The organism is Candidatus Woesebacteria bacterium (assembly GCA_016700095.1).
Classification (GTDB): domain Bacteria; phylum Patescibacteriota; class Microgenomatia; order UBA8517; family UBA8517.
The window spans coordinates 298,951-319,632 of the sequence record CP065002.1 but is presented as its reverse complement, the minus strand read 5'-3'; the positions used below and the strand labels follow the sequence as shown (position 1 = coordinate 319,632).

The 20,682-nt window shown below is 38.2% G+C and carries 10 protein-coding genes and 1 tRNA gene; 3 read left to right on the top strand and 8 right to left on the bottom strand.

Annotated elements, in window-relative coordinates; genetic code table 11:
- The first annotated feature begins 3 nt into the window (after window positions 1–3).
- Complete coding sequence (locus IPM62_01630; protein ID QQS39291.1) at window positions 4–309, top strand: MerR family transcriptional regulator; 306 nt, start codon at window positions 4–6, stop codon at window positions 307–309.
- 204 nt (window positions 310–513) lie between these two features.
- Here the strand turns inward: IPM62_01630 and IPM62_01625 are convergent, their stop codons facing one another.
- Both IPM62_01625 and IPM62_01620 read right to left on the bottom strand, forming a co-directional pair.
- Window positions 514–1,086, bottom strand: coding sequence for an exosortase/archaeosortase family protein (locus IPM62_01625; GenBank protein QQS39290.1), 573 nt, complete (start codon window positions 1,084–1,086; stop codon window positions 514–516).
- Between the two features lie 21 nt (window positions 1,087–1,107).
- Window positions 1,108–5,079 carry a DUF2341 domain-containing protein gene (locus IPM62_01620; protein ID QQS39289.1) on the bottom strand — a complete coding sequence of 1,324 codons (3,972 nt, stop codon included), beginning with the start codon at window positions 5,077–5,079 and terminating at the stop codon, window positions 1,108–1,110.
- Window positions 5,080–5,229: 150 nt separating this feature from the next.
- Between IPM62_01620 and IPM62_01615 the strand changes: the two genes are divergently transcribed.
- Window positions 5,230–5,835, top strand: a complete 606-nt coding sequence (locus IPM62_01615) for a helix-turn-helix domain-containing protein (GenBank protein QQS39288.1) — start codon at window positions 5,230–5,232, stop codon at window positions 5,833–5,835.
- Between the two features lie 421 nt (window positions 5,836–6,256).
- Here IPM62_01615 and IPM62_01610 read toward each other — a convergent pair whose 3' ends face one another.
- The 6 genes from IPM62_01610 to IPM62_01585 form a co-directional block, all read right to left on the bottom strand.
- Window positions 6,257–6,841 (bottom strand): exosortase/archaeosortase family protein, encoded by a 585-nt coding sequence (locus tag IPM62_01610; protein ID QQS39287.1) that lies wholly within the window; start codon window positions 6,839–6,841, stop codon window positions 6,257–6,259.
- Window positions 6,838–14,574: a glycosyltransferase gene (locus IPM62_01605; protein QQS39286.1), complete on the bottom strand. Its 7,737-nt coding sequence runs from the start codon at window positions 14,572–14,574 to the stop codon at window positions 6,838–6,840. The genes IPM62_01610 and IPM62_01605 overlap by 4 nt, the downstream gene beginning before the upstream one ends.
- Window positions 14,575–15,043: 469 nt before the next feature.
- Window positions 15,044–16,798, bottom strand: coding sequence for a hypothetical protein (locus IPM62_01600; GenBank protein QQS39285.1), 1,755 nt, complete (start codon window positions 16,796–16,798; stop codon window positions 15,044–15,046).
- A 274-nt stretch (window positions 16,799–17,072) separates the two neighbouring features.
- Window positions 17,073–17,285 (bottom strand): hypothetical protein, encoded by a 213-nt coding sequence (locus tag IPM62_01595; protein QQS39284.1) that lies wholly within the window; start codon window positions 17,283–17,285, stop codon window positions 17,073–17,075.
- A gap of 237 nt (window positions 17,286–17,522) precedes the next feature.
- Window positions 17,523–17,595, bottom strand: a tRNA-Ala gene (locus IPM62_01590).
- A 253-nt stretch (window positions 17,596–17,848) separates the two neighbouring features.
- Window positions 17,849–18,988 carry a M23 family metallopeptidase gene (locus IPM62_01585; GenBank protein QQS39283.1) on the bottom strand — a complete coding sequence of 380 codons (1,140 nt, stop codon included), beginning with the start codon at window positions 18,986–18,988 and terminating at the stop codon, window positions 17,849–17,851.
- 497 nt (window positions 18,989–19,485) lie between these two features.
- On the opposite strand from IPM62_01585, the gene IPM62_01580 reads away from it, so the two are divergent.
- A complete protein-coding gene (locus IPM62_01580; protein ID QQS39282.1) occupies window positions 19,486–20,274 on the top strand; it encodes a hypothetical protein in 789 nt (262 codons plus the stop codon).
- Window positions 20,275–20,682: the final 408 nt, after the last annotated feature.

Below are 20,682 nucleotides of genomic sequence, written 5' to 3'. Positions count from 1 at the left end.
GACATGAATAACGATCAACCAATTCTGACTATTTCCATAGCGGCAAAACTGCTTGAATTGCATATACGAACTATCATGGCTTATGAAAAAGCGGGACTTCTAACTCCCCACCGCACCAAAACCAAACGAAGAATGTTTAGTGTCGCAGACCTTAACGATTTGCAGTTTCTTAAATATTTATCATTTGAACGCAAACTTAACATCGCAGGCATAAAAACAATTCTTGAAGCAATTAGGGTAGCCAAAGGTCATGACCTAAATCTGCAAAAAACACTCTTTCCCGACTTTCGACTTCGAAGTCTATTGTAAAAATACTCTTGAAATTAATTATAAAACCCCGTCGTGCGTAATTAGTGTGATACTGACATATAATGATATATTATGACGGATTTACAAAACGCCTCATGCGCCAAGGAATCTACTAGTTAAAAGGACTGTAGCTTTTCTTGAACTTTTTATTGCGTGATTGCCACCCACAACTAACGCTTTGGTGATTGTACTAAATGCATTAAATTATTTATTAATCTCCCCATCTTTCTCTTCCAACACATAGCTATAAGAAATCCACCAATAAAGTATAAGCCAAAGTATAGCGATAAAGGTCGAAAAATAATTGTGAAATAGAATAACAAACAATCCTCTCCACCATACAACTAGTGCGGCTGTAAATACCAAACGAAAAATATTGATGATAAATGTACCCAATAAACCAAACAAGACAGCCTGAATTTTAGAACTTCCAGAGTAATTTCCCCTTAGTCCTACAAATAAAGATGCAAAAAAAAGCAAAAAGCTTTGCCAACCCAAACAATTCCAGGTGATACGCACGTCAATACCGTTAACTACCACTCCATAAGGTAATATTCCCACTTCGAGTCCGGGCAAAATATTCAATATTGCAGCCGTTAGCATACTCATGTACGGCACAAGGGTGCTTTGAATGACCATATAAAATCCAATATTTTCCACAACCTCAGTTAGAAATTCATTAAATGCCGTCGCAAAGGGTAATATTAAAAGAACAATCACCAATAAAACTAATAATAGTTTGAAAGTATCTTTAGTTAATTGATTATTTTTATTCATATAGAAACTATGCCTTAGACATTATACGACTAGCCTCCTTCTTTTTTCATGATATTTAACTACAAAAGGAATCAAGATTGCTAACGGCAGCAATAAAATAACCAACTCCGGCACTTCCTCTTCCGCTTCAAGAGAATAAAAAGTTGATGTGTCATTAAGAGTGTTGTATTCGGTTGATAGCCAATTGGTCGTTCTAACAACAGACGCAATTCGAAGCTCATCCATCTTACCATTAAAATAACCACCTGAATCGTCTGAACCGACATACAGGCCAGTATTTGCAGAATCTATGTAATTAGATAGATTGCTTGTTGTAGCATTTATATTACCATTCAAGATAGCGTTAAGAACTCCAGTAGTCCCGCCAGAATAAGAATATCTACCACCAACCTGATACCATGTTCCGGTACTCAAAGTACCTACAGTCGCAACCTGATTGGAGCCGCTAATTTTCAGTAGAGGACCGGCCGATCCAGTCCCAGCGTAATTACCCAAAAGAAAATATTGATTACTTTTTTCCATTTGCCTGCCCCACGAAGTAGAATCACTATTAACCCAAACGGTATAAGTTAAGCTATCCAATACATCTTCGTCTATTGTCGTGGCAGTCGGCATAATTGACCTCTGTGATCCCGAATAATCTGTTGCTATACCTACTTTTCCCGACGTATATTCCGTACCGGTTTGTGTTGTTGAATTACCGACATTCCCGCTGGAATCGATCAATGTTCCGCCGCCCATGTGCCAAACTCCACCATAGCCATTAGTCCAGACGTTATTTCTGCCATAGGTGTCGGTAACTTCATAGGAAGAAGCACCCGAATTACCATAATAAATATAAAAATCAGTATCAGTTGAATCTGCCAAACTGTCAGCTTTAAAATACATCTCACCCGTTTTTGCAGTCGTGTCGCAGGAAACAATTTCAATAGGAAGCTCTGTTGATCCTCCAGAATTTGTTACTCTTACATCAGCACATAGAGATTTAACATGAGCCCAAAAAGTAGCATCAGGCAAATCATCTAAATTTACATAAACCGGAAAGTTTGACAAATCTGCATCAACTTTTCCGTTTTTTACAGTCAGTTTAATCCTATACGACCAACCTTCTGTACCATACCAAGCTTCAGCTGGTTTTACTCTAAAAGCCAGAGAGTTCAATAACATAACAACAATTAAAACAAAAGCCAGCGAAGCTTTTCCTAACCAGAACACTTTCTTGGGTTTAATACTAAATGAATTGAATTGATTGTTGGCAGAATTAAGTGCAAGATAAGCTTGAGAAACACCTGCTTCAGCTACTGCAGGCTGACCCCCTCTTCTGGGCAATACTCCTTGTATAAACCTATAAAATCTGCCTCTTGTAAATACATCAGTAATTCTTCCTGTTTTAGGAGTTCTAAACCACCCACCTTCTTTGTCTTCCAGAAAGCCTTTGATAGAAGCATAAGCCTGAAATGGAACCAATATATAACTAAGCGCCACAAATGACAAAAGCCCAAGATAGTCTCTTTCCTCACTTTCTTCCAGGAAAAGGCCGACTGCGTTAACCAAAGGCAAGGAAAACATGTTGGTAAGGATGAGGCTCCAACCCCAAACAGTAGTCCAGAAAGGCAGTCTTACCTGGAATACAGCCTCTGAGAGTAACCAGGCAAAAGTCCCGATTAGAAATAGAAATGCTTGAAGGTAGTAAGGCATATTGAAAAGAAATTCAATCTTTTCTGCAATGGTAAGTGGAGATGGAACAAATATTCTACTTCTAGAATTTGACAATGTCGCTACACTACTATAAGCGGCATTGCCATCCCGCATCAATTTTGTTGTCTGTGAAGCAAGAACCTGGTGTGGAGTGTTAGATAAACCACCAGTTTCTTCCCAGCTTCCAAATAGAAGTTTCTTCCACATCAGTTTTACATTGTGACTGTGTCCTTCTGCCCATCGCATTCTTTGTCTGATTAGGCGTTTTAAGGTAGATACACATTCAGCTGGGGCTTGAATGTATGGGGTGTAGACTACTTTGTAACCGGCATCATAAAGCCTAAGTGTTAATTCATAATCCTCGGTAATAGACGTATTCCAACCCACTTTCTCTAATACATCCCTTCTAATCATATATACACTTCCCGAGATATGCTTTAGGCCTCCGTAAATTTCCTGACCGCTTCTTTCAATTACATAGCTTCCTGCATATTCACTTCTTACTCCCCTGGTTATCCAGTTTTCTGATTTGTTAAGAACATGCCACTGATAGCCTTGGACTGCGGCGACTGCGCTTTTGGCATAGTCTTCCGACATACCGTTTTGTATTTTAAAGTATTTAAGAAATAGGTTTATAGTATCTGGATATGGGACAAAGTCTGCGTCAAATACAGATATAAATTCACATCTTGGATCAACCAATTCCAAGGCAATTTTTAATGCACCGCCTTTAAATCCTCCCCTTGATATTCTATGAAGATGTTTTAGAAACACACCGGGACGAATTTCGACTGTTGCCATCTCCCATCCCTTACCACTAACGACTTCAAGTTTTTCACCAATTGGTAAATGATCTATTTGATAGTTTCTAATAATAGTAGAAGTATCATCAGTCGAGTCATCGCATAAAATAATTTCATACTCCTGATAATCAAAATTAACAGCCGTTTCGATTGATCGCCTTACTACATATTTTTCGTTATAGAAAGGAATATGTATTGAGACAAATGGTTTTTTAGAAATATTAATCCCACTTAAATCCGATGTTAACCCAACAGGAATATTTTCATCAACACTAGTATTATTGTTAAACCCGATTATCCTTGATATTAATCCTTTTTGTTTTAACGGAGTTGTACTATCTATACCGATAGTATTTTGGTCTTTCGAGTAAGAAAGTACAACCGCAAGGGTTATATAGTATTTTAAGGAATAAAGGAAAAATATCGATCCAGTAAGTAAAGCTAGTGTAGCAAAGAATAATCCAATAGCTACATGTGTTGTTTGGGTTAGTAAAAAATTCAACCACCACACACTTGAATAAGAAACGGCTAAGGCAAAGACAGATGAAGCAAGAAAAGTTTTAGTGAAGTTAATTATAATATTAAATACTGGAGGTGGCGCTGGCGCTAGTGTGGGCAAAAACTGTTCCAACGATGACTTAATGCGGTTTGTCCATTCAATTGAGGGAGTTTCAATTGTTTGCGAATGATTTGCTGCATAATTCATTCTGCCTTCAGGTAAGTTCAATCCGTTCCTCAAGAGGACATTGTATATCCCGTGAGGACTAACAGCATATCCAAGTTCTCTTAATTTTTCTGCGATTTTATATTTTGATAAATCCGGTGTTTCTATTATTACCGAAAGGATTGCTTTTTCTTTTTCTCTATCGATTCTAAATTTTCTACGATCATACTGCTGTTTTTTATCTCTTAGTGTATCAATATCTTGTCCTCCTTCTTCCCATCTTCTTTTCCATTTATAATATGTTTGTCTAGAAATTCCAAAATCACGACAAACAACAGTTACTGGGATGTTTAATTTTTCTGATCTGGTTATAACTTCAAGCCTTTGGGGTGCTGTAAGTACAATATTACTTTTCGCTTGAACAAATAACTGCCATTCCTTTCTTGCTTCAGGAGTGGTCAAGTCTGAACGTTTTAATACATTATATACTCCATGAACACCAACTGCTTTTTCTCCTAGACGATCTCTAAGCTCTTTTGCAATCTCGTATTTGCTAGAATCAGGTTTCTCTGCAGCAATACGTTTTATTTGCTCTTGTACCTCGTATGGAGTTGCATTAAGAGTAGATACTGTAGCTGGTTTTTTATCTCGAAGATTGGTTAAGTTTTCATTTCTCGATAACCCTACACTATAAAACTTAGCCCATTTGTAAAACGTAAATCTTGAAACACCAAATTTCTTACAACAAACCGTAACTGATTCATTATATTTATAAACCAATTCCATTAATGCCAATCTTTGTTTTGCGGTTAGGGCAGTCTTTTGCATATACCAATTTTTAGGTTCATATAAAGTGTAAGCACCATGTGGGACCAAGGTCAATAGCCTTTTGTTTTTCAAATGTATCACCACATTTCAAGGTTATTGACAATTAGTATCTTTAAGTAAGACAATATCTATGCAAATCTATATATATCTATGCAAATTACAGAAGACAAGCTAGGAATAGGAAAATCCGCTAAATACTTGGGGGTTTCTGTTGATACTCTAAGAAGGTGGGAGATGTCAGGAAAAATTGACACACATCGCTCTCCCGGTGGACACAGGTATTTTTCCAAACAAGATCTCGATAAATTATTTGGCAATAAATACGTGCATGCTATTTCCGATAAAACGATAAACAGTTCAGAAAATATTGTATCGTCTAATAATGAGCAAAATATTAAAAAGGAATCTAGTAAAACATCTATACTATCCGATAATGTTACAACTAACTTTAATCCTTCTGGTGTAACAAATAGCCCCATAGTAGATATGGGTCATACTACCAGCACCACAACTTCAAATATTCCACTAACACAAAATAATATATCTACAAATAAAACCATTTCCATAAATGCTGCAGAAACATTTACTGAAAATTCGCAAAATAATCATTTAGAAAATACAAACACAAATAATCGAAAAAGTATTAGTGCAACTAAAAAATATTTTGGTGTTCCACTCCCCTTTATTATTTCTTTAGTAATATTTATTGTTATAGATATTTTATTACTAATTATTGTTTACATAAGTATTGAGTGAAAACAATTAGTATTATTTGTTGTTTGAAAACTGTTAAATATATTACTAAGCTAGATATTGTTTTGAGATATTTTTGCAATTACTCAAATTACAAAATTCCATAAACAATTTCCGTTTTTTTATTTGCCCCCAAATTAAACTATAAAAACTTACTAATATTATAGGTATAATATATATATAACTAATAATATATAGTAAATATATAAGACCATTAAATATATTAACTTCAATCACTAAATTGGTTATTTTGTGATTATTAAACAAAACAAAAGAAATTATTTACTACTTCTTCGTTTGGTTTATTAATATCACACTGCTAAAAAGACACAGTAAGATATCCTTTGAAGTTTTTGGGTACACACTAATACCCTCAAATCAATCTTTAAATTATATAGATTGTTGAATAGAAAACTAACTTGGGTTATTTCACTTCGTTTAAGTTACTCTCTATTTTTTCATCAAGCACATAGCTATAGCTAAACCACCAGAAAAATAGCATCCAAGCTACGGCAATAAAGCTTGCGAAATAATCATGAATTATCATCGCTGCGAAGCTATTCCAGTAATAAGCGAGGGTAACAATAAAAGCCATTCTAAAAAGGTTTGACAGAAACGTCCCGAGTATGCCAATAATCACTGTTTCAATTTTCGACGACAATTTGTAGCGCCCACGCAAACCTGTTACAAATGTAGTAACAAGTAAAATCATGCTTTGCCAACCAAGACAGTTCCATTCCAATTGAACTGGAATTATTGTCTCACCCCTGGTTAACACCATGGAAAAATTAATATGTGATGTAATTTGAGCATCGATACCGACAACCTTCACCAATACCGCAACCATTCTGGATTCCACGGGTACAACTTCGCGTTGCAGCCACACATACCAACTTAATTTGTCGAAAAGCGTGGTTAGTATTGCACTAAAAGTTACAATAACGGGAAGTAGCGACAATACAATTGCCGTCACAATCAATATATCTTTAAATACTTTTTTCTGATTCATTGATGTCTTTTCTTTCTAAATTTACCCATAAGTGGCAAAATCGGACCGGCAACAATAATTAACCAAATCCACTCCGGCACCACAATGATATCCCACTCAACAGAGTATGGTGAACCTGATCCATCAGACCACTGAGCAAAGACATTGGTTCCACTTGAGTAGTTACTGGTTAAGTTGGTTGGTTGTGTTTCTGTATGCCAGTCTATCTCCTCTTCTACTCCTACTATCCAGTCACTGGCCAAACTGCACTGTGTTGATATGTCACAAGCTGTGTAGAAGATGTGATTTGTAGATGTGTCTATCCAGATTGCGTAAAGATCACTTGCATCCGTATCATACGAGAGGGATACGTAAGCATCGGTATCACTTGTTCCACCTGCAACTAGGGTTGCAGTTACATCCCATTCCTGGTTTATCTTGTCCCATCTTTTGTAACTTACCTGATCTGTTGATTCATCGTCTACAAAAAGAAGGTGAACATCGTAATTGGTAGTATCAACAACGGCCGATATATTTTTGCTTAATCCACTTGGTACAGTATCAATTGCATCTCTACTCCCGGGTGTACCTGCAGGTTTGAGTGCAACCAAATGTGCAGTCCAGGATGAACTGTTTGCAGATGTTGTCATGACAGCATCTCCTGTAGCCCCCGCAGAGGCTTGGGTTTTGTCAGAAAGCCTCATAGATTGAGGTGTTGCTCGAACAGTATATCCGGTTGGTCCTGAATACGTACCCGTATTCCAATGTGCTCCCAAAGCAACAATTGTCGTGTTGTCAACACTTGTCGTCACACCCGTTGCGGTCAAGGTTTGTCCTGATGAGGCGCTGTTGGCGGAATAAGTATTTACCGGATCTCCTGTTGTTATCGCACCACTATATGACATAATCGCTCCCCCGCTCCAAGTACTTCCTGTCCAACTCCAGGTGTAGTTACTACCTTCCGAACTCGCCCTTTTCCAGTAAACAATTACATCATGATCAGTCGTCGGTGTTTCTCCATCAATATAATTCCAGCCTGATGGTGCTGTTACTGCTGCGGTATTTTCCTTATAAATAATTGCAAGCATAATGTCGTTATCGACTGTCCCTGTCGGTTTATTTACCACAACGCTGGCTGCTGTTGTAAAAGTTGAAGAAGATTCTCCACGAAATACAGGTGCACTTCCACCGGTACTAACACAACTTGCCCCATCACTATCTTCCCAGGCAGCGTCACTGTGGTCCCAGACACAACCCTGAAGAAGAGTGTTACTGACAAAGGCTGCATACATGTCTTGGCCATTAAGTGGAACAATGTTGCCAAAGACATTTGCATTTGTTTGGTCAGCTGATACTTGGGATACGGGAACAGTAGAACCAAAGCCTACTCCACTCCAGGTGGCATTACCGGTGTCAGAAGCATCACTTCTTACTGTCTTATACGTATAGTTAGTTCCATTGTAATGTCTTGCTCCCACCCACATATAGTTTGCATCATCCAACGAAATATATGGGTATGAGTAGGTGTCAGATGCTCCTGTGCCATTAAGTGAAACCACATTGGCTTCACTGTCCCAGGTGACTGATGTTGATCCTAATGTCCCGCGTCTGACCAGGATATCATCTGACGTGGTAACTGCCATCCATACATATTCAGTGGTGGTTTCTCCAACCGTGATTGCTTTCCACCAGACAGAAAAGTCATTGGTGTCATATGCCAAGGCAGTAGTAGAACTCCAGGTATCACCACTATCTTTAGAATATTCTATGTCAACTTCATCACCATCATGGTAAAACCTCCAGAAGGTTTCATTTTCATCATCGTAGAATGTCTTTCTTTGGAATGAATGTCCTGTAGCAGAAGAAGATGTAGAACTGGTAACACAATCTTCAAACACCCAGTTGGAATTGTTACCACTGACGTTGGTACCAGAGTAAACTGTAATTGCAGCACTTCCTCCCTGGTCCTGGACCGAAACATCATTCATGTTGAAAGTACCTCCCAAACTAGTCCAACTCCTTTGACTTCCACCTGAAGTTGAGGTGATTGAAATTGCATCAGTTTCTCCGCAAGCGCTTGTTGTTCCCTGCATGGTTACTATGCCACTATTGGCAAAGGAGCCACCAAGGATCACGTCTCCTGTTGAAGTATTACTCCAGATACCATTTGAGGCTACTGATACTGCAGTTGCCCCCTCAACCCGGACATTATATGCTCCTTGCACCAAAGTCCCCGTAGTGAGGGTTAAGGTATTAGTTACCCGTATACCAAAGTTAGTCAAAGTAACGGTATTCCCCGAACTTGCTTTGGATAGTTCCAGGTCGTAGAAATTCTCATTGGTACAAGTACCCACATCGGAACAGTTACTATCTAGGGTAGCAGTAGTTGAAGTATCAAAGACTACCTTTCCACTTCTTTCCACAAAAGTATCATCATTGGTCCAGTTTCCTCCTACGTTAATCTGATTATCTTCTCCACTTACAACATCCACTGTCCCACCTGTTATGGTAAAGTTACCATCCACATCCAGAGGATCTTCAATCTCCCAAGTGGCACCACCTTCCCCATCATTAAAGACAACATTGTTAAATGCTCCACTTCCTGTTGTAACAATATCCTCAGTTGTAGCACCAGGAGCATCAAAGGTGACAGTGGAAGTACTTGAGGTGAAGGTACCAGACTGGGTCCAGGTACCGGAAACGAGTATCGATTCCCCGGTAGCTGCGGTATAGGTTCCTGATATATTAATATTATCTATTCCGGCTCCCGAACCGTTATTTAAATTCCCTCCCGGAGCAAACACCTCACCAGAAGGTATAAGCAATGTATAATTATCGGAAACCGTAAGCGTATCGGGGGATCCACTTGTAGCAGTATAGGGAATGTCTGCATCACCGCCACTGTCATACGCATCCATCATATCAATCGTGACACCACTGCCATCATCAGTGAGAATAGTCACGGCATCATCGTAAAAAGAATTTCCGGTTGAATCACCTGATCCATCGTATTGAATAACTGCTGCACCATCTGTCTCGGAAGCTTCGGCATCATCAATCCAAACCACCATCCCCGATCCACCCGAGGGAGGTGTAACTGAAGTGAAGGAATATGCACCTGAATCTGAAGCATCACAACTTGTGGTATAGGTTGTTGATCCAACTCTCAAACTTAATTCATGTGTTGCTCCACTTGCATCACATTCAGTAAGAGCACTCGAAGTACCAAAATTATATACATTTCCGGAAACAGTTATGGTACTTGAAACTTCATAAAATGCTGTCAGAGACTGGATACCATTAGTAAAAGTGACTGCCGAACTTGTCCAAGTGTCACCAGTCCCTGTAAGGATTCGGGTGCCGACATGCATTTGCACATTGACGGCAGCTGTACCTGTTGTCGTACTCACTCGGTCGTGTTGTTCGGTATAGTTGGCAATAGGAGTTTTAGCAGTGTCTTCACCTTCCGCTCCAAACAAGCCAAAAAATAGATATTCCCGGTTAGTAAGCCCGGATTGAACATCAGACAAAGAGGTAGCTGAATTTGAGTGATCGATAGCTGATGAAGGGATCGCGACAAAGGTATTACCCGCTCCGACAGTAGCTTCTACAATTGCAATAATCTTGTCCGATCGGGCAGTTCCTAACGTCAAAGTAATTGAATCACCTGTCCCGATTTCACTTGTAACCTTCGTCCACCACAATGAGGTGGTTGAACCATCAGCAGCAGCACCGGCAGAATCAGTTTCTTCAAATACCTTGTTCCAAGTATGCCCGTCAGTATCGCTCAATGAATGGTCTGTGGATGGCCCATCAGATGTTGCTGTATTATCAGTCACACACGAAACGATCGCAATTTTTCCGACAGTAATAGCAGCATCCGGAGATACCGCTATGGTTGTATCACTACTATTTTCAACCGCATAATTGCGGGCGGTTATACCTGAAATTGCATCCACCGCTATCTGCCAAACTCTTGCTTCACTAAAATCATCAATTTGCAAAGGACCCAAAGTGTAAAGAGCTGGGCTTTTATCCGGAGCATCATATTTATAGCCAAAATGATAAGTTTCTCCTTTTTTCCAATTTACCTGCCATTCAATTATCCCTACACCACCCTGTTTTTTGATGTCTAAGAATTTACTTGAACCAACGCTGTTTTCTTTAGTACTATAATTTTTCAGTTCTTCGTCTGTAATCCGAACAATCGCAAAGTCTGCAGGAACCGTTTCTGTGATTACTCCTTGAAAGTCCTTTTCCGGGATAACATTAAATATCACGGGGTACGTTAAAAGTGGATAAATACGTGTCGCACTAATACGCTCTATGTCAAACTCTACCGATTTTCGAACCTCAATTGAGTCAGTAATTGTATAGCTTCCATTATGTGTAGTAGCAGTCAAAGTAAGTTCATAAATACCCATACTCCCCAATTTATATTCCGCTTCATAATCGGGAGTTAATAACATTTCTTTACTATTGCACCCGGGAGTCACACGTATTGAGCCGTCATTGGTTGACAGTGTTTCATCGATTCCTAATTCCGAATTTCTAATTCCTAATTCTAATTTTGCATCACATACCATTTCCCCATCTTCATTGAGTACGGCAAACGACAACTCGGCATTCTCCCCTTTCGTGTAAATCGATTTGTTGGTGTTAATTGCCAGCACTCCCCAACTAAAATCTTGTGCAATACTATTACCCAGATTGTCTTCAACAACTAAATCATATAACCCCGGAGACAAGTTATTGGAATCAACAACTAGTTCATATCCATTCTTATCGTCTAATATTCCAACGTCATATTCATTGCCTTTATGGTTAACTACCTTAGCATTAATTATTCTCGCCTTCTTTTCATTTTTGCCTTTAAAGATGTTGCCGAAATTTATTGCCAACCTATCTTTGAAATTCGTTCTGGCTTGTAAACGAAAACTTGGTGAATCTGTAATCTTGAAGTCTTTATTGTCAGAGGTTAATGTAAAACCATCCTTATTTGTTTCCAAATTATTTGTATTGAGCGCTTTACCTGCTTTATTCACAACTGGTTGGTCGCTGTCAATTGCTTTATCTGCCAGTATTGCCCCCGTATTAGCTGCTGCAACACTCACCTTTCCGCTTGGGATATACGGTGCATAACTCACAATCAACATTGAAACTGCAACCATTGAAGTCAAGGCAAGCTTACCTACCCACCGTTGTGTTTTTCGTTTTATCGAAAAGGTGTTAAAAATATTGTTTGCCGTAACCATCGACAAATACGAGTTGGACATTTGTGAATAGGCACCAGTATTTAGACTGTCGCTTAGTGCCTCATTTCTATTACCTGAATTTTTCGGCAAAATTCCTGATATAAAACGATAAAACCTGCCTCGGGCGAAAACGTCTGTAATTCTTCCAGTTTTGGGAGTTCTAAACCAGGGCCCTTCTTCTTTTTGAATAAAACCCTTAACTGACGAATAAGCCTGAAATGGAACCAATATATAACTAAGTGCCACAAATGACAAAAGCCCAAGATAGTCTCTTTCCTCACTTTCTTCCAGGAAAAGGCCGACTGCGTTAACCAAAGGCAAGGAAAACATGTTGGTAAGGATGAGGCTCCAACCCCAAACAGTAGTCCAGAAAGGCAGTCTTACCTGGAATACAGCCTCTGAGAGTAACCAGGCAAAAGTCCCGATTAGAAATAGAAATGCTTGAAGGTAGTAAGGAATGTTAAATACAAATTCAACTTTCTCAGCCACGGTTAGAGGACTAGGAATGAATACCTTTTTGTCATCCCGCATCATTTTAGTACCATGCAAAGAATGAACTTGATGCGAGTCAGTGGATGAACTATTAGCCAACTCCCATCTTCCAATTAATAATTTCTTCCACATAAGTTTGACATTGAAACTGTGTCCTTCTGCCCACCTCATCCTTTGTCTGATTAACCTTTTCAAAGTGGAAACACACTCAGCTGGAGCCTGAATGTATGGGGTATATACTACTTTGTATCCTGCATTGTATAACCGAAGCGTAAGCTCATAATCTTCGGTGATCGAAGATCTCCATCCTACTTCTTCCAACACATCGCGCCTAATCATATATACACTTCCTGAAATGTGTTTTAATCCTCCATAAATTTCTTGACCACTTCTTTCTATTACATAACTTCCTGCATATTCACTTCTTACTCCCCTTGTTATCCAGTTTTCTGATTTATTTAATACATGCCATTGATATCCTTGGACTGCGGCAATGTTATTTGAAGTGTAATTTTCAGATCCACCGTTTTGTGATTTAAAGTATTTCAAAAATAAATCCAAACTGTCGGGATACGGCACGAAATCTGCATCGAAAATACTTACAAATTCAGTTCTTTTATCAACCAAGGTCAATGCAAGTTTTAACGAAGCACCTTTATATCCACTCCGCGTTGTTCTGTGAAGGTGTTTAAGAATTACTCCGGGTCTGACTTCAACTTCGGACATATCCCAGCCATCACCCTTACTTATTTTTAACTGGCAATTCTTTGCTAAGTACTGTTTTTGGTAATTTCTAACTATTTCAAAAGTTTCATCCGTGGAATCATCGCAAACAATAACTTCATAATCACCTTTGTAATCAAAATTTGTACTTGCCGCAATTGCGCGCTCAGCTACGTTTTTTTCGTTATAGAAAGGAATCTGAACAGAAATAAACGGGTAACGAGATAATTTGATATGGTCTAAATTTGGAGTTAAACCTACAGCTTGCTTTTGATCCAATTTAGATTTATCGGTGTTTTCATCAACTAAGCCTAATAATTTATGGAGAATGTTTCCGCGCAGGCGCGTATTGGTATCTTCTTGTTGAGAAAACGAAAGTACAATGACAAGTGTAAGATAGTATTTAAGTGAATATACAAAAAATACCGACCCCATAAATAGAGCAACTAACGCAAGAGTTAAACCGATTTGTTTTACGAGCGGAACTCCAATAAAAGTAGTCGTAACAGCTCCACCCATGCCAAAAAGGACTACGGTGAAAAAAGATGTTAAAAAAAACACTGCCGAAAAGCGCACAACCTTTTGTCGAGTTTCCAAAGGAATAGCAAAGAAATTATTGATTTTGGAAAGAGCACCAGAAATCGAACTTGTGATAACAGTCTCTTGAGATTTGGCATACGCCATACGCCTATCTAGAGTTGATAAATTGTGGCGCTGTAAAACGTTTTGTACTCCATGATGCCCAAGAATTGGTTTTTTACCAATTTGAGGAAGATTGGCAACGATTTTTCTTACACCATATTCAGGAAACTTAGTAACCAGTGACAAAACAGCATCTTCATATAATTCGGGAGCTTGCCTATAGTACCTCGAATACTTGGGGGTTTTGTTTTCGACAGCATGAATTCTTGTTTGTTGAGACTTTTTATATCTTTTGATCCATTTATATAACGTTGGTCTTGAAACTTGATACTTCTTTGCAATCACTGATGGACGCCTTCCTTCATTAACAACTTCTTCTACCATGCGCAATCTCTCATGAGCCGAGATAATATTGTTTGTTGTTTGAATATTAGTTGTCAATTTTTGTGCTCTATACTTTCTGGGGCGACCTTTTTTACGTTCTTCTAATCCTTTTTCTCCATACTTTTTGTATCTCTGAAGCAATCTATAGAACAAAACCCTAGATATACCTATATCTTTGCAGATTTCAGTGACTGATCCACCCGAAAGAGCCCTATTTATAATATCTATTTTCTGGGAGCTATTTAATTTTGTTCTCATGGGCAGTGTTAACAATTTAATATTTACCTCGTGCGTAAATTAGGCTGAGTAATTAATGTTAACACTTAGTGGGTAACGTATGTCAAGTAATTATTATGTTGGATGCAAGGCAAGGAAATATCTCGACCGACTTCAAAATACGAGAAAGATTGAATTAATATCTTATAGTTTGCATAGTTGTTGCATCGTTGAAGTTAAGTGCGGTTAATATTGCGAGGGTTTACTGGTAACGTTTATGGACAAATTCAAACGAGAAACAAATGCAAAAATGATATGTGTGTTATTTACTAATATCAGAAGAAGTATACGAAAACACTAATGTATTCATGAGTATATTGATTACTCGAAGTTGCAATAAAAGCTCATCGTAGAAGTATTGAAACCAAAGCTACCAGCTCACATAAATCAATGTTGTGTATCGTTAATAACCGCATTTAAGCTTCCCTGTATACTTTTCTTATAGTATACCTTACTTGCCATAAACCAATCTAACTTCTTCCATCTTATCGGTTGGAGAGTCAAACACTATTGCCATCTGGCCTAAACTGTCTTTTACAACTTTGCACTTAACTTTGCCATCTATCTCCCATGCTTTGTTATAACTTACCGCAAGTTGTACTGCTTTAGTGCCGGTGTGAACTTGAATCGCATATCCATTATCCAAATCGGTAACCACAAGCGGCTCAATCCTCTGCAAGAGATACTCTCTCAGAGCAATTTCGTAATTATCTCTCTCAGGCTTAATTGTTTTTTGGGGATTTATCGACCAAGCGATGTCGGCATCTTTGATAAAATACAATTTATCTCCGTTTCCTTCTCTTACCAGATTGCCAATTTTTTCCCACTTATGTAAATACTTAAAATCTTTGTAAAAATCATCAGACTCACCCGTATTTACAATCACAAAACTTACACCCAGTGCCTGAAGCCACAATCTCGACAATTCGGGATCACTACCTTCTCTTAATTGATATGCTGCATGATTCCAGTAAGGATGAGTAGCAGCTTGATCTTTGCCCCCTCTTACCTGCTCCATGTCAATTAGGGTGTTTAGGACGAAGGTGTTTGTCCCCGACACAAAGACTCTGCTTGGTATCTGTGTGTTTAATTCTTTTGAAAAGTTGTTTATATTTAACCCCTGTTTGGATGACAAACCCGACGCCAACGCACTATTAAACCTCCAGACAAGTGCATATGGTATCAAGGCAAGCAAAACTACTGTTAGTACTATTTTCCCGATACCACTTATGCGTCCTCCTTTCCTAATATCTGTAATTATCGAATTGAGAATAATTGCACAAAGACCCGCTATGCCTATTTCAATTTCATAAATCCACCCTGACCAATCTTGCCAGAAATCATAATCTGCGAAAAATCTATAGGAAAAAAGTATCGAAAACGCAGCTATCCAAATTAGAAAAAAGATAGTTAGGCGGTTTCTTACTCGTTTCGCATGATGAACCATAAATACCGCAAGTGTTGCGGGTAATATGGATTTTGTTAAACTAAATATCCCTGCAATTACTTTAACGAAAGAATTACCACCCAAAGAAGGATTTGACAATAAAGTTATCCAATACAAGGGCTTATACCACAACGTTACAATCACAAGCGAAACAATCAAGAGTTTCACTACGAAAACAATGTTGGTCTTCAAATTTACCAATTTACCCTTTTTATAAGCGCTCACTGCCGACAGAGATATTAAACCAACTAACAATCCCGGGATTATAGAAGTACTAATAAGAAGTATTGTAATCAAGGAAATAAGTGAAAACACGATATGTTGCATTCCCTTTTTTGATAATGCAAACCAAACGCTTAAAAACACCAAGGGGATAAAACTTTTTGCAACACTACTTGCCCCATCCATGAAATAAATAGTAGAAAAAATCCGCCAAGGTAATAATACAAGGAATAGAAAAACCAAAACTGGTAGCAGTTTGTTTTTTGAAATATAGTAAGTAAACATCACCCACCCTATTATTGATCCGATATATGCTAATATGATTATATATATCGTAATATCACTTATAGTAAAGTAAGATATCAGTTTTTGTATGCCAACAGTAATTATGGGCAATAATGGATCGGCAATATTTCTAAAAGGAACACCTAAATACCAATTTTTGTACCACATACCAAATGCTTCAAGTCCATGTGATTTAACAAAATTGGCAATAGTTATTGTTGCCGGAAGGAGGGATGTTTGTGGAAAGTACATTGGGCTAATTGTTAACAATTAGCCGACCTTTTGCAAGTTGCGGTTGCTTAATTTAATAAATCTAATAATCCACGATTAAACGTGAGGAGGTGGAAATTATATGTATTCAAGATAACCGTGATCAAAATCACCCATAAGCGAACGTCTTCTAGCTTACCTCGTTCTTTTGAGACTGCGTCGTAAATTTCTTCATCTCACAAGCTTGTCGCTTAAGTGGCTAAATAAAAAGTGATAAATTTGAAAGATATTTATAATGAAGCTTATCTAATTACTGTTAATCCAAAGTACTAACAGAATAGTAATCCTCTGCCCTATCTTTAGTTCTATGTGTATAAGTATTTATTCGTACAAGTTTTGCGTGCATTTTCCATGCATTGTCTGATTTATTATTACCGTGAAGCTTCAAATCAATACTTTCGGTTTTTTCTTTCCGCAGAAATAAATATAGAACAAAAAATGCTCCAATAATATAACCTGCTGTAAACATCGCCCAATACAACATAATAAATATGGGCAGAGTATATCCCGCAAGTTATTGTGCGAGGAATCTTGTCATTTCATACTTTGTTAAAGATTTCTTGACATATAACTTTTTCTCGTATCAACGCTAAGGCGGTATGATTTAAAAATGATAAACTTACACTCTTTCGAATTTCTTTGAGGCAGTAATTTGCAAAGAATATCTATTCGCAGTTTCGTATAAAACAACTGCTAAGTCAAGGTGTGGACCGTACCGGAATCGAACCGGTGATCTTACGCATGCGAAGCGTACGCTCTACCAACTGAGCTAACGGCCCTTGTATTTTGTATTATAAACTACTCACGACCTTTTAGTCGGGACTGTCAAGGCTTGTCCCTTTAACAAGATTTGAAATGTTCAATTCACCTAACAAGCTTATCGCTCTTAGGCTTTCTGGAACAATTATAAACCATCCTCGACCCAACGGTCTTAGAATTTCAAAATCTCGTTTCTATGGTTCATTTTAATTAGTTGCGATCAACTAAATCACGTGGTTTGCCTTTAAATTAATATGAATACTTAAACATCATCTAGCGAAGTACGTTCAAGGGATTTATTTGAACGCCACTTTGTATCACTTCGAAATGCAGATGTGTTCCTGTTGATCTTCCCGTACTCCCCATTCTCCCGACTGCATCACCTGTGTTTACCCTTTGTCCAACTTGCACAAAAATTTGCGACAGATGCGCATAGAGAGTTTTATATCCATTTTGATGGTCAACAACAACTCGGTTACCATATCCATATGAATCCGGCCATCCGGCTACAACTACGACTCCAGCGTCTGCAGCCAATATATTTGGAGCTGCTCTATTGGCTATATCCAAACCCTTATGATACCAAGCGAAATTCTGAGTAATCGATCCTGAAGCGGGCCACACAAATCGCCCAGACGCAACAACCGTTCCGGCATCAGGTGTGAGTTGGCGAATTCTAGGAATTGCCGGAACTCCTGAGGATTTCCTAATACCCTCAGGAACAATTATTATTTGACCGATTGCAAGCTCGAAAGTTTCGTCATTTGTAAATGTATTAAAGGGAAAATTAACAATCGGCTGAGCATCTGCATCGTATTTTTTGGCAATCGAATAGATCGTGTCACCTTTTATGACCTTATGAGAAACTCCGGAAACAGGAAGAATTTGCAATGTTTGTCCTGGTTTTATTGTACTTTTTGAAGTTAAATCGTTTTGCCATAATATCGTATTTATATCTATACCAAACTTATTCGCAACGCTACTTACAGTATCGCCATCCTGAACGCTATAATCGATTATTCCGTCGCGTACTTTATCGGATACAAGAGTTCCCGTTGCCGGGTCTTGGCTCGTTGCAGATAGAATAGTCGAAGCCGTAGGAATGCCCCAAGGATCTACACTTGTACCGGGGAACTCTTCAGCGATAACAGGTGCAATCATAATGCCAACCATAGCAAGTGATGCCATCCCCGAGTGCATAAAGGCACGTGTATGTTTGCCTCGTTTTTTATATAGCACAGCTACAAATATTCCCTTAACCGATTCAAATTTGATAAATGACAAATTTACATGCTTGATTAAAAATTGGGAAAATTCAACTGAGAACTCTCTTAGATCACGTCCAAGGATAATCAAGTTTTTCTTGCTTATATTTAATACACTAAACACAAACAAATAGCGCTTTTTTCTCATGCAATGGTATATTAACCCGTGAAGCCTTTACGGTCAATGTTGCATAGTTTAAATTACCTCGTTAACAAACATCCACAATCTAAAAGATCTTGGTTTACTAACAGATTATTTGAAAAGAGTATTTTCGCTTCTGTGCTTGAGCCACGCTTACTGGTACATGGTTTTCGCGAAGTCTGAATAGAAAACCCAGGATTGAGAACCCTCGGTTCTCTTCGAAGAGTTTGTTTACGGCTTCCCTTCATTCGTGCAATAATATAGTCCACGGCTTTCGGAAAGTTTAAATAAATCTCTCATGAGCTTGCCACTTGAAGGTCGTTACGTAAAGAAGCAATAAACACCTCACAATCTCCATACGGGCACTTAAGGATTTACGTTTTTACAAGATTAAAATTGTTCTATTCACCACACAAGCTTACGCTCACGGTTTTTAAGATTAATCTGGAATTAATGGTATTCCAATCCAACTTATTTTGTGTATATAATACTATTTAACCGATATGATAAATAATCCAGTCTTTACTCCCGAACTCGCCAGCATGAATGGCACTGATTATTTCAGCTCAATTTTCAAATCTTTTGTCGGACTAGTGATACTTGCCGGTGTAATTATTCTTGTTTTCATGATAATAACCGGCGCGATATCTTGGATATCCTCGGGTGGCAATGTAAATCAAATTGAGCAAGCTAAAAAGAAAATCGCTCAAGGCATTGCAGGAATGACCGTAATTTTAAGCATATTTTTCATTGTAAATTTGGTTGGATGTATATTGGGGATTGGTTTTACTTCATTTGAAATATCAGAATTCAATATACAATTCTCAGGGTCATCACTTTGCAAGGATTGGGGAGGATCGCCCGGTAATCCTGGGGGGCCTAGACCAACTGTTCCCCCAGGACCTGAACCTACCGATCCTGTTTGGCCCAGTGGAATTCCGACTTCACCACCAGGAGAACCGACACCAACACTTACACCAGAGGCGCCACTTATTGCTGGAACTGTGAGATACTTTCTTTCTCAGGATTACATACCTCGCTCAAATGCTCATGTAACATTACTGAATTCCAGCAATAATATTATTAGCACAACCATATCGGATGGTGTTGGTTATTACTCTTTCATTGACAATATTGAAATCGGTCAAAGCTATTGGGTATATAGCTGTTATACAGATACTGCAGGTGTAATTTATTCAGGACAAAGATCAAGTTTTACTGCTCCATATCTTTATGCACGTATAAACATGAATGAAGGATCCTGTCAATACCCACCCCCAAATAACCCATAAAAACATATGGTATCCCTATTTTAGCGATTCCGATTTATGCTTAATTTTATTCTGCAGTCTCAGTTATTGACCTTTATGGGCAGAATCCATTTTAAGCCGACTTAGTATCAGTTTTACCGCTTCTTATTTTATAAGTCTCTTAAATTTTAACTCGTAAAACATCTATTATCCGACATACTCAGACGAGATGTAATTCGAGGGAGGAGATACCATTAAGTGTACGACCATGTGAGATTGTTATTCGGACTAAATCCATTTCTCTATAATCACAAATTTATTGAAGCAGGATTAATTCGGTGTGATGCACCTTAAAATGATAGATATAATTTTAATTATTAATTCTTCCAAACAAACTCAAAAAATTCCTATTATAATCTTTAACTCTTTATCGATATTTGTTGTGGTATG

Bases quoted from the DNA above. Each gene is read 5' to 3' on its own strand.
- IPM62_01630 (QQS39291.1), top strand. From the start codon at position 4: ATGAATAACGATCAACCAATTCTGACTATTTCCATAGCGGCAAAACTG.
- IPM62_01625 (QQS39290.1), bottom strand. From the start codon at position 1,086: ATGAATAAAAATAATCAATTAACTAAAGATACTTTCAAACTATTATTA.
- IPM62_01620 (QQS39289.1), bottom strand. From the start codon at position 5,079: ATGCAAAAGACTGCCCTAACCGCAAAACAAAGATTGGCATTAATGGAA.
- IPM62_01615 (QQS39288.1), top strand. From the start codon at position 5,230: ATGCAAATTACAGAAGACAAGCTAGGAATAGGAAAATCCGCTAAATAC.
- IPM62_01610 (QQS39287.1), bottom strand. From the start codon at position 6,841: ATGAATCAGAAAAAAGTATTTAAAGATATATTGATTGTGACGGCAATT.
- IPM62_01605 (QQS39286.1), bottom strand. From the start codon at position 14,574: ATGAGAACAAAATTAAATAGCTCCCAGAAAATAGATATTATAAATAGG.
- IPM62_01600 (QQS39285.1), bottom strand. From the start codon at position 16,798: ATGTACTTTCCACAAACATCCCTCCTTCCGGCAACAATAACTATTGCC.
- IPM62_01595 (QQS39284.1), bottom strand. From the start codon at position 17,285: ATGTTTACAGCAGGTTATATTATTGGAGCATTTTTTGTTCTATATTTA.
- IPM62_01585 (QQS39283.1), bottom strand. From the start codon at position 18,988: ATGAGAAAAAAGCGCTATTTGTTTGTGTTTAGTGTATTAAATATAAGC.
- IPM62_01580 (QQS39282.1), top strand. From the start codon at position 19,486: ATGATAAATAATCCAGTCTTTACTCCCGAACTCGCCAGCATGAATGGC.